This window comes from Virgisporangium aurantiacum (assembly GCF_016863635.1).
Taxonomy (GTDB): Bacteria; Actinomycetota; Actinomycetes; order Mycobacteriales; family Micromonosporaceae; genus Virgisporangium; species Virgisporangium aurantiacum.
Map to the genome: position 1 here is coordinate 19,036 of NZ_BOPG01000127.1, position 10,719 is coordinate 29,754.

Genomic DNA, 10,719 nt, shown 5'->3' on the forward strand with positions numbered 1-10,719 from the left:
CTCTCATCGACCAGTAAGGAGACCTTGGAAGATGTTGAGGGGGTGTCCCTGAGGGGGTGAAAGTCCCACCGATAACAGGGCGTGAAGATCGCCCAGGATCGGGCACAGATCTCGGCCGGGGACTGTGGGGTGCCGAGTAGGGCCTTGGACTTGGGATCCATCCAGGTCATCGGGATCGCGGTACTGGCGTGACGCGCGATGCAGCGACGCCAGCGGTAGGGGAACCAACGCAAACGGAGGGACGCTGGCTTACAGGCCGTCCCTCCTGGCGTTTCTCGGGAAAGATCACGGCCGCCAAGGACTACGCCACCTCCGAACACCGTCTGCGCCTGGCGTCACTGCGGCCCGGCTGGCCGACGAACCGATCGCCGCGATCGCCAAGGCGGCTGGCGTCACCCGGCAGACTGTCTACAACTGGAGTCAGGACGTCAGGCCAGGGCAGCCCTGGCCTGACGGTGTCCGACCGGACACCGCTGGCCGAGCTACCCACCCAGCAGGCCGCACGTGGTCAAGGGCGCACCGGCCGCCGTCACCTTTGAGCCCCGCCGACGAGTAGGGGCCTAGGGGGACGGTGTGCGGAATGCTGGGATCGACGGATGCCAACGGCTGGGCAGCCCTCGACCGCACCCAGGCGGCACTCGACCACGCCGAGACCCACCCCGGCCTGGCCGGGCCGCTCGCACTGCGCCGCACTGCGCCGCACACCTACACCGTGGGGCCGCGCCTGGACGTGCTCACCGACGACCAGCGCACCAACGTCCTCAACACCGCCCGGTGCAGCCAACCCCTCACCGTCGAACAGGCCAATGTGCTGCTCGCCGCGCTCGTGCTCCATCGCAGCCCACGCCCGGCCGAGGACGGAATCGTGCACGTCGAGCCCGAGACCCCGTACCGCGAGTGGCGCCAACGCCACCTCGACGCCGAACGCGAACTACGCGCCCGCGGCCTGCTGCACGCCGACCACCGCCCCGACAGCATCACGGTCAGCCCCACGGTGACCTACAGCCTCCGGTACCGAGAAACCCCGACCGGCTTCTGACCCGCTGACACTTACCTGGCGCGCCCCACTGACATTTAGCCGGCGCACCCGCTGAGACCTTTCGTCGGGATGTCAGCGCTTAGCTTTCACCTCGATGCCAAAGGATCTCTCGCGAAGTTGTCAGCAGACCGTTGCGGCGCCGGAGGAGTGCCGCGGGGGTGGCCGCCGCGCCTGCGCTTGTACCCCCGGGGCGGGTGCCGGTAGGAAACGTGTCACCAGATCCAAACGGCATTGATCTTGGTGACTGAACGCTGACGGTGTGGTTCGGGGGGCAGCGGCGCAGACGGTGCTGCACGATGATGTCCGGCCGACCGCATGCACGCCGCCCCGACGTGATCCCGACTCGCCGACCGCAACCAGCGGCTTCGACGACCGCGCCCGCAACGCCGCAGACCGCAACAGCGCCGCCCGACCCGTAGGACGCCCACGACGCCTACTCGTACGACGACTGACACGACCGCGCCCGCCCGGCACGTGAAGGCCGGGCGGGCGCCGTGCTTCGGTTCAGGTTATGCGCTGACCGGCGGGTCGTTCAGATGAGCCGTTCGCGGATCCGCTCGTGGTGTAGCGCGCGTTGCAACGTCGAGCGCGCGTGTCGCAGATTGGAGCGGACCGTGTTGGCCGGCATCGTCAGGATGTTGGAGATTTCTGCCGGGGTGAAGCCGTCGATGGTCAACGCCATGACCTGACGCTGCTGCGGCGGCAGCCATTCCAATACGCGGCGTACCCAGTGATCGTCCTCGACGGTCTTCTCGTAGGGCACCGAGGCGCTGGTCCGGTCTAGCGCCCCTACTACTAGTTGTCTCTCACGCTCCAGGTCCCGCTGGCGGTTGCGCAGCCCGGCCCGAACGGCGATGCGCCGAGCGTAGGCCCTCGGGTGCTCGATGGTGCCCCAGTGCCTCACCATCGCGATCATCGCCTCCTGAGCGACATCCTCCGCCTCCGGCATGGGGAACCCGAAGAGGTTCAGGAAGGACACCAGGGGGACGAACTCGGTCCGGTAGAAGACCTCGAAGTCCTTCAAGTTGCCCGCGCTGGCAGGCGCACCCTCGGGTGCGCCTGCCAGCCTACTGATCGGATGGACGTCGCTGGTCCGGGTCAGGCCGACCCCAACGCCGGGTTACCAGCCCCGCGGGCACCCAGCTCGAACTTGAACCGACCGCTGATCGAGATGTGGCGGCGGACCCAGCCGGCACTCGCGCCGACCGCCTTCCTGACCACCCCCGACACCCACCGGCCGCAGGCGGCCGTGACGTCGACGACCCGCGTCCACGCCGTACGAGCACCGTCGGCCAGCTCAACCAGCACCTGGACACCGACCGCGCTGACCGCCACGTCGAGCACCGCTTCAAGTTCGTCGTGAATTGCCGCCAGCTCCGCCCAGCTCCCCGCGGCGTAGGTGATCACGATCACCACCACTCCCACGGGTTGAACTTGCGGTAGGCGGGCTGGCCATCACTGACACAGCCGCACCTTTCCGCACGCGCGTCCGCCACGCTGACCTCCCTGGTTCAGTCCAGACCCTGCGCGGTTGCAACAAGGTCGCCCCGCACCCGGTGCGAGTGCGGGGCCTCGCGGTCGTTCGCGCACCCCTGCCAGGAAGCTACAGACGACGTTGAGTGGCTACATGAGTACAGCAACATCCGCGGCAGGTCAATTTCGACCTCCGCGGTACGGCCTGAATTCACCCAACCGGGGGGTTTCAGGGCTTCGTATGAAGTTGTGCCAGCCCGCCGCCTGTGCTTCCTGGCAGGGGTGCGCGAACGGCGGGCCCGGACATGAACCGAGAGATCAGCTATCCGTCACCGTCACCGCAGTTCCCGATACCGTCGACGACCACGACCACGGTCGCCATCGCTAGCACGAGCACGACAGTGGAGGCATGAGTCGCCAACGAGAATCGAAGCCGTCTGGACGGTGGGGTACAGACCTTCGCTCTCGCCTACATAGAGGCTGCGACCTGCCACGCTCGTGCAACGCGCTTCCAAGATATTTTGGCGCTTACCTCTGACCTGCGCAAACGCCAGTGCGGGCGGATCGAGGTGCGGGCAGGAAGCAGCGCCAGGGTCCGTCCGCAATGCCCTCACCTCCTCAGCCGGCCCTCAGTACCTTCATTAGAGATATAGAGGCACCGGACGCCGGATACGTGCAACGTGACGTAGAGGTTTCGTTCGTTCGAGGCAACGCGGGCACCCGGCCAGGATCTTCGTCCTCAAGGTGTCTCTAAAACGATCGTTCGCGAGACACTCTGACCCTTTTGGGCACCGATCCGGATGATCGCAGGCCAGAAGGCTAGTAGTTGATCTTGAAACTGTAACGCTACCCGTGTCCCCACCTATGTAACGCTCACCGGTGTTCGCGTACGCTTTTGACCATGCGGATCGGCTACGGACGGGTCTCCACCCGCGATCAGAACCCCGACGCCCAGCACGACGCCCTCGCCGCGGCCGGTTGCGAGCAGATCTTCGTCGACAAGGCGTCCGGCAAACTCGCCCGCCGCCCGGAACTCGACAAGGCGCTGCTGGTCGCCCGCCGGCCCGGTGACCAACTCGTGGTCACCAAACTCGATCGGCTCGGCCGCTCGCTGGAGAACCTCATCGAGTTGTCCGGCCAGTTGCAGCAGAGCGGCGTCGACTTGGTCGTGCTCGACCAGGCCATCGACACGTCCACCGCGATGGGCCGGATGTTCTTCCGGATCCTCGGCTCGATCGCCGAGTTCGAGCGCGCGCTGATGTCCGAACGCACCCTTGACGGCCTGGCCGCCGCCCGGGCCCGCGGCCGTACCGGCGGGCAGAAGCCGAAGCTGACCCCGCGACAGGCGAAGATCGCGCAGGAGATGTACGAGGAGACCAGCCCTGACGGCAAGCGGCTGCACACCGTCGGGCAGATCGCGGCCGAGTTCGGCGTCACCCGGCCCACCATCTACCGTCACCTCGCCGGCCTGGCCGCTTCGACGCCCACCCCGTAACCGGGCCGAGGCGGAAGCGCCAAGAAGAGTGATTCCGCCGTTCAGGCCACGCGTCGGAGTCGAACCGTCATAGCGTGGGCAGCCGTGAGTAGTCGGGTGTTCGTGCTGGGTGCCGGCTTCTCAAAGGCCGCCAGCGAGAAGGTTTCCGCCACCGATCGGCTTCCGCTGCTCTGGGAGCTCCGAGAGCTGGTGGAAGCCTGGCTGGGCACCCACGGGCTCCCTGCCCCGCCCTTTCCCGCCGACCGGTTCCCAGGGGCTGGCGGCCCCGACGTAGAACGTTGGCTGAGCTTTCTTGCCCAGCCGCCACCCTGGGTCAGTCCTGCTGATACGAAGCGCTGCCAGGCAGCCTTCATCGATCTGTCGAACGCGATCGCCGAGGTGATCCGGGAGCAAGAGCGACGCGTCATAGCTGTCGAGCCGGTGGACTGGCTCCCCAAGCTCGTCGTGAAGTGGAACGGCGGCCCGGCAGGATGCTGGGAGGACGATCAAGGGAAGCTGCAACCTGGCGCGTCGGACGAGACGACCACGGTCATCACGTTCAACTACGACACGCTGCCCGAGCGCGCCTACATGCAGACGGCACCATCCGTCGGCCATGGCTTACCCAGCAACGGCGCGGCGGACCTCTTCGTAGCCCCGCTGGCACCGCTCGAAGCCCGCGGCTTGGACACGATGACCAGTCGGGGATTTGCGAGACTTCAGCTGCTCAAGCTGCACGGAAGCATCGATTGGTACTACAGCGGCCTGGAGGCAGGTCCCGAGGACATCGTTTACCACAACCGCATCCAGCGGTGGTGGAGCGAGCCCGATCCGGTGACCTTGCCGGAGTTCGGCAGCATCGTCGCCGACAAAGTTCCGTTCCTGGTTCCGCCGACCGCTGTGAAGACGATGGCCTACCGCAACGCGGTGCTGCGGTCCCAGTGGGCCAGAGCCGCGAGCGCACTGGCCGACGCGGACGAACTGGTGCTCATGGGCTTCTCCCTCCCGCCCACGGACTCCGTCGTACTCGACATGATCGAGATGCAATTCGACCGAGGGCGGCACATCTTCGTCGTCGACTCGAACTCCGACCTTCCCGACAAGATCGAGAATTCGCTGCCTGGGCGTCAGGTGCACAAGTGCTACTCCGGCATTACCGATCCCATTCCGCAGTGGCTGGACAACGATGGGCGCTGTCGTTGCCCCTGAGTCCTGGCACAGGATGGCACCTCTCCGCCGAGCAGCCGGGCCGAAGGTCATGCGGCCAGGTTGCGCCGGTGGTCCGCGGTCGGCAGGAACTCGGCGGGCACGCCCAGCCCTATCACGTAGTCGCGTTCCCGCTCGAAGTCCGCGACCGTGTGGCAGGCGATGGTGAACAGGCTCAGCAGTTGGCCCGTTGGTAAGAACGCTGTCAGGAGCCGCAATCGGGCGTGATCTTGGATTCTGGTGCGGCGGGACAGCGAGGCGGTTGCGGGTGCGGCAGGATCTCGGCCCGTGTGTGAGGCGAGGCGGACGCGGGTCGGTGGCCGGTGAGCGGGCCGGATCCGGATCTGGATGAGTTGGTCGAGCACTGGACGTTGCTCGATGACGAACGTGATCTGGTGGCCGGTAAGCGGGGCGGGACCCGGTTGGCGTTCGTGCTGCTGTTGAAGTTCTTCATCCGTCATGGCGTGTTCCCGCGTGGTCGGCGGGATCTGCCGGACGCTGCAGTCGAGTTCGTGGCCCGGCAGGTGAAGGTCGAGCCGGGCGAGTTGGGGCTTTACGACTGGTCCGGCCGCACGATCGAGTACCACCGCGCACAGATCCGCCGCCATCTGGGCTTCCGCGAGTGTTCGGTGGAGGATCTGGAGAAGCTGACCGGCTGGTTGGCGGGCGAGGTGGGCGAACGCGAGCGGCATCCGGACGTGGTTCGCCAGGAGCTGCTGGCCCGGTGTCGGGAGCAGCGCATCGAGTCGCCGGCCGAGGGTCGGGTGGAGCGGGCGGTACGTTCGGCGCTGCGCCAGGCCGAGCAGGCGCTCACGGTGCGGATAGCCGCGCGGCTCCCGGCCGGTGTCGCGGACCGGCTGCGGGCCATGGTCGCTGCTGGTGCCGAGGATGAGGATCTGCCGGAGACATCGGTGCTGGCGCTGGTCAAGTCGGTGCCGGGCAATGTGAGCCTGGAATCGATGCTCACCGAGATCCGCAAGCTACGCACGGTACAGGCAGCCGGCCTGCCCGGTGATCTGTTCGACGATGTGGCGCCGAAGGTCGTGGCCGGGTGGCGGGCGCGGGCGTCGGTGGAGTCGCCGTCGCATCTGCGGGAGCATCCCGAGCCGCTGATGCTGACCCTGCTCGCGGCGTTGCTGCACACCCGGCTGCGGGAGATCACCGACACGCTCGTCGACTTGCTGATCTCTACGGTGCACCGGATCGGGGCCCGCGCGGATCGGAAGGTCACCGAGGAGTTGGTCAACGCGTTCAAGCGGGTCACCGGCAAGGAGAACATCCTGTTCGCCATCGCCGAGGCCTCGCTCGGGCGGCCGGACGACGCGGTCCGGCAGGTGGTGTTCCCGGCGGTGAGCGGCGGCGAGCAGACCCTGCGCGAGCTGGTCCACGAGTACAAGACCAAGGGGCCGGTGTACCGGCGCACCGTGCAGACCACGCTGAAGGCGTCCTACACCAATCACTACCGCCGCGGGCTGATCGAGCTGCTGGAGGTGTTGGAGTTCCGCTCCAACAACGCCACCCACCGCCCCGTCCTCGACGCGCTGGAGCTGATCGGCCGGTACGCCGGCGTCCGGCTGACCTACTACCCGGCCGGCGAGACGGTGCCCACCCACAAGGGTGTGCTGGGTGACTGGACCCCGCTGGTATTCGCCGACACCACGGCCGGCCGACGGGTCGTACGGGGCGGTGTACGAGATCTGCACCTTCCAGGCGCTACGGGACCGGTTGCGGTGCAAGGAGATCTGGGTCGTTGGTGCGGACCGGTGGCGCAACCCAGACGAGGACCTCCCGGCCGACTTCGAGGCCCGCCGCGGCGAGCACTACGCCGCCCTGCGCAAGCCGTTGGATCCGACCGCGTTCATCGAGGCCCTGCGCGGACAGTTGCACACCGAACTCGCCGCTCTGGACGCGGCCCTGCCGAAGCTTGGGTGGTTGGAGATCCGCGACCGGGGCAAGCAGGGCGCGATCAAGCTGACCGACTTCGACGCCGCCCCTGAACCACGGAACCTGCGCCAGCTCAAGACCGAGATCCGTACGCGGTGGGGCACCGTCCCGCTGATCGACATGTTGAAGGAGGCGGTGTTACGCACCGGCTGCCTGGCGGCGGTGACCGCGACCGCCGGGCGCGGCGACCTAGCCCCGGAGATCCTCGCCGAACGCATCATCCTGGCCGTGTACGCGTACGGCACCAACACCGGTATTCGGGCGGTCGCCGCCGGCGAGCATGGGCACAGTGAGGACGACCTGCGTTACATCCGCCGCCGCTACCTGTCCGCGGACGTGGTCCGGGCGATGGCCACCCAGATCGCCAACGCCACCTTCACCGCCCGCACCCGCACCGTGTGGGGCGCCGGTTCCACCGCGGTCGCGTCGGACTCGACGCACTTCGGTGCGTTCGATCAGAACATCTTCACCGAGTGGCATTCGCGCTATTCCGGCCGGGGTGTGCTGATCTACTGGCACGTCGAGCGACGCTCGATGGCGATCCATTCCCAGCTGATCAACTGCTCGGCGTCGGAGGTCGCCGCGATGATCGAGGGTGCGATGCGCCACGGCACCACGATGGAGGTGCAGGGCAACTATGTCGATTCCCATGGCCAGTCCGAGGTCGGGTTCGGGGTGACCCGGTTGCTGGGTTTCGACCTGCTGCCGCGGATCAACGGATCAACAAGGTCAAGCTGTACCGGCCCGCGGCCGGGGAACCGGACGCCTACCCGCGGCTTCAGCCGGCGTTGACCCGGCCGATTCGATGGGACATCATCGCCGAGCAGTACGACCAGATGCTCAAGTACGCCACCGCGATCCGTACCGGCACCGCCTCCACCGAGGCGATCCTGCGCCGGTTCACCAAGACCAACGCGATCCATTCCACCTACCAGGCCATGATCGAAGTCGGACGGGCGCAGAAAACTCTGTTTGTGGCCCGATTTCTCCGCGACCGGGATCTGCAGCGGGAGATCAATGAAGGCTCAACGTGATGGAGTCCTGGAACGGCGCCAACGCGGTGATCTTCTACGGCAAGGGTGGGGACATCGCCAGCAACCGCCACGACGAGCAGGAACTGTCCGTGCTGTGCCTACGGGTCCTGCAGTCGGCCCTGGTCTATGTCAACACGCTGATGCTGCAGCACGTCCTGGCCGACGACGACTGGGCCGACGCGTTGACCGTCGAGGACCGCCGCGGCCTGACCCCGCTCTTCTGGACCCACGTTGCGCCCTACGGCAAGGTCGAACTTCGGATGGACCACCGGCTCGCGTTGACCCCACCCCCATCGTGATCACCCGGGGTGGGCTGTTCGATGCCGGACAGTAACCCGTGCCGGGGATGTGACGGTGGGTGCTTTGCGTCGATGATGGCGCGATGACCGGATGGAAACTCGTGGCGGCGTGGGCTTCGGCCGTGGTGTTCGGGCTAACGCTGGTCGGGCTGGGTGTCTTCTTCGTGATCACCGGCCTGGACGACGCGGTCCTGTGGGCCAGCGTGATCGGGGTGTTCGCCACCCTGATCGGCGTGGGTCTGTCGGGGTACGGGGTGCTCCTGGCCCGCCGCGCGGCCGGCCCTGGGCCTGCTCCAGCAGGCCCGGGCGGCGGTGGGCGTCAGCGGGTCGACGCGTGGCGGGACGCGTTCACCGCCGTCGGTGACCAGCGTTTCGGCGGAGCGACCGGTAGCGGCGCTTCCGGTAGCGGGGCCGGCTCCGGACGGGCTGGTGGGGTGGAGCAGGACGTCCGGGCGGGCCGGGACGCGTTCGCCGCCGGTGGTGACCAGCATTTCGGGCAGCGTCGGCCGCGGTGACCCGGATGCCGCCGGTGCGCGATCCGGTGCCCGGATCGGTGTCCGCCCAGCGCGATGCCTACGTCGCCGGGGGAGACCAGTACTTCTATGGGGTCGACGGGCCGGCGTTCGGGGTGCGGGCCCACGTACCGCGGGTGGTGGCCCCGACGGCGGAGTTGGCCGGGTTGGTGGGGCAGCCGAGTAAACTGCTCATCGCTCGCCGGCAGGTGGTGCCGTTCACCGGCCGGGACGACACGCTCGCCGCGATCGCCCGGTGGCGCGACGGTACGCCGCCGCGGGCGGCCTGGCTGGTCCATGCCCCGGGTGGGCAGGGGAAGACACGTCTCGCGGCGCGGGTCGCTGATCTGGCCGCCGCAGCGGGGTGGAGGGTCGGCCACGCCCGCCACCGGGTCGAAACCCCGGTGGCTGGGCCGGATCTGGACATCGACGCTGACGTGCCGCTGTTGATGATCGTCGACTACGCCGAGCGGTGGCCGCACCAAGATCTGCAACAGCTGCTCGGCCGCTACGCCGCGCACACCGGGCGGATGCGGATTCTGCTGCTGGCCCGTTCGGTGCAGTGGTGGGCGGCGGTCAACGCCGACTGTGACGACCTCGACATCGACACCGAGGACCCGCACGAACTGGCGCCGTTGGCCGCGTCGGACGCTGATCGGGCGGTGTTGTTCAACGCCGCCTGCGAACGTTTCGCCGAGATCCACCGGCACAAACACCCATTCGCCGGCGGGCCGGCGTGGACCGCGCCGGGACGGTTGACCGACCGCGTGTATGCGCTGACGCTGGGCCTGCACATGGCCGCGTTGGCCGTCGTCGACGCCGCCGCCCAGGGCCAAGACCCACCCCGCGGTCCCGGGGACCTGTCGCGGTACCTGCTCGACCGCGAACGCCGCTACTGGACCCGCCTGCACGGCGAGGCGGGCACCACCACCGCCGCGCGCACCGTGTTCATCGCCGCCCTAACGGGCCCGCAGCTACCAGTCGACGGGCAGGCCCTGCTCACCCGCACCGGCCTGCCCACCACCGCCGATGCCAGTGCTCAACACCTGCTCGACCTGCACGCGCGCTGCTACCCAACCACCGGCGACACCGTCCTCGAGCCGCTCTACCCCGACCGGCTCGCCGAAGACTTCATCGCACTTACCCTGCCCGACACCCGCCCCACCAGCCACGCCGACCCGTGGGCAGCAAACCTGGTCACCGCCCAGTACGTCGACCACGACCACGTCACCCGCCACCGGCCCGGGGCACTGTTCACCCGCGACCAAGACCAGCAAACCCCGGCCTACACCGACCGCGCGTTGACATTCCTCGCCGCCGCGGCCGGTCGCCACCCCCATGCCGCCGACCGGCTACGGACGCTGCTCGCCGCCGACCCGACCCTGGCCATCGACAGCGGCGGCAGTGCGTTGCTTGCCATCACCCCACACACCGACGAGGCCCTGGCCCGCGGGATCCTCACCCGACTACCCGAACGGCACGTCGAACTCGACCCCGCCGCCGCCGAAATCGCCAACCACCTCACCACCCTGGTACCCGCCACCGCCGACCCCGCCGACCGGGCCTGGCTTCAAGCCACCCTCGCCCTTCGGCTCGGCAACGCCGGCCGCCACCAGGACGCCCTTGCCCCGGCTGAGGAAGCCACCGGCATCTACCGGCGGTTGGCCGAGGTCAACCCGACGACGTACCTGCCCGACCTTGCCGTGTCGTTGAACAACCTCGGCATCCGACTGTTGGA

General features: G+C 68.1%; 8 protein-coding genes and 2 pseudogenes. 7 read left to right on the plus strand and 3 right to left on the minus strand.

Features of this window, described 5'->3' with window-relative positions; translation table 11 throughout:
• Positions 1 to 580 precede the first annotated feature (580 nt).
• A complete protein-coding gene (locus Vau01_RS61150) occupies positions 581 to 1,039 on the plus strand; it encodes a hypothetical protein (RefSeq protein ID WP_239153084.1) in 459 nt (152 codons plus the stop codon).
• Between the two features lie 532 nt (positions 1,040 to 1,571).
• Here Vau01_RS61150 and Vau01_RS61155 read toward each other — a convergent pair.
• Positions 1,572 to 2,063, minus strand: a complete 492-nt coding sequence (locus Vau01_RS61155) for an RNA polymerase sigma factor (RefSeq protein WP_204014113.1) — start codon at positions 2,061 to 2,063, stop codon at positions 1,572 to 1,574.
• 74 nt (positions 2,064 to 2,137) lie between these two features.
• A complete protein-coding gene (locus tag Vau01_RS61160) occupies positions 2,138 to 2,452 on the minus strand; it encodes a hypothetical protein (RefSeq protein WP_204014116.1) in 315 nt (104 codons plus the stop codon).
• Between the two features lie 961 nt (positions 2,453 to 3,413).
• Between Vau01_RS61160 and Vau01_RS61165 the strand changes: the two genes are divergently transcribed.
• Together Vau01_RS61165 and Vau01_RS61170 are read left to right on the plus strand one after the other, a co-directional pair.
• Positions 3,414 to 4,007, plus strand: a complete 594-nt coding sequence (locus Vau01_RS61165; RefSeq protein WP_204014119.1) for a recombinase family protein — start codon at positions 3,414 to 3,416, stop codon at positions 4,005 to 4,007.
• Positions 4,008 to 4,091: 84 nt separating this feature from the next.
• Positions 4,092 to 5,195: an SIR2 family protein gene (locus Vau01_RS61170; protein WP_204014122.1), complete on the plus strand. Its 1,104-nt coding sequence runs from the start codon at positions 4,092 to 4,094 to the stop codon at positions 5,193 to 5,195.
• A gap of 47 nt (positions 5,196 to 5,242) precedes the next feature.
• Here the strand turns inward: Vau01_RS61170 and Vau01_RS61175 are convergent, their stop codons facing one another.
• The gene (locus Vau01_RS61175) at positions 5,243 to 5,410 is read right to left on the minus strand and encodes a hypothetical protein (protein ID WP_204014125.1); all 168 of its coding nucleotides are present in this window, start codon (positions 5,408 to 5,410) and stop codon (positions 5,243 to 5,245) included.
• Between the two features lie 105 nt (positions 5,411 to 5,515).
• On the opposite strand from Vau01_RS61175, the gene Vau01_RS61180 reads away from it, so the two are divergent.
• From Vau01_RS61180 to Vau01_RS61205, 4 genes and pseudogenes are all read left to right on the plus strand, one after another.
• Entirely contained in the window at positions 5,516 to 7,189 is a 1,674-nt protein-coding gene (locus Vau01_RS61180) for a DUF4158 domain-containing protein (RefSeq protein WP_204014128.1), read from the plus strand.
• Positions 7,190 to 7,256: 67 nt separating this feature from the next.
• Positions 7,257 to 8,469, plus strand: a pseudogene (locus Vau01_RS64390) (Tn3 family transposase).
• An 83-nt stretch (positions 8,470 to 8,552) separates the two neighbouring features.
• Entirely contained in the window at positions 8,553 to 8,984 is a 432-nt protein-coding gene (locus Vau01_RS61200; RefSeq protein ID WP_204014162.1) for a hypothetical protein, read from the plus strand.
• Positions 8,985 to 8,989: 5 nt separating this feature from the next.
• Positions 8,990 to 10,719, plus strand: a pseudogene (locus tag Vau01_RS61205) (tetratricopeptide repeat protein); the annotation flags it as partial.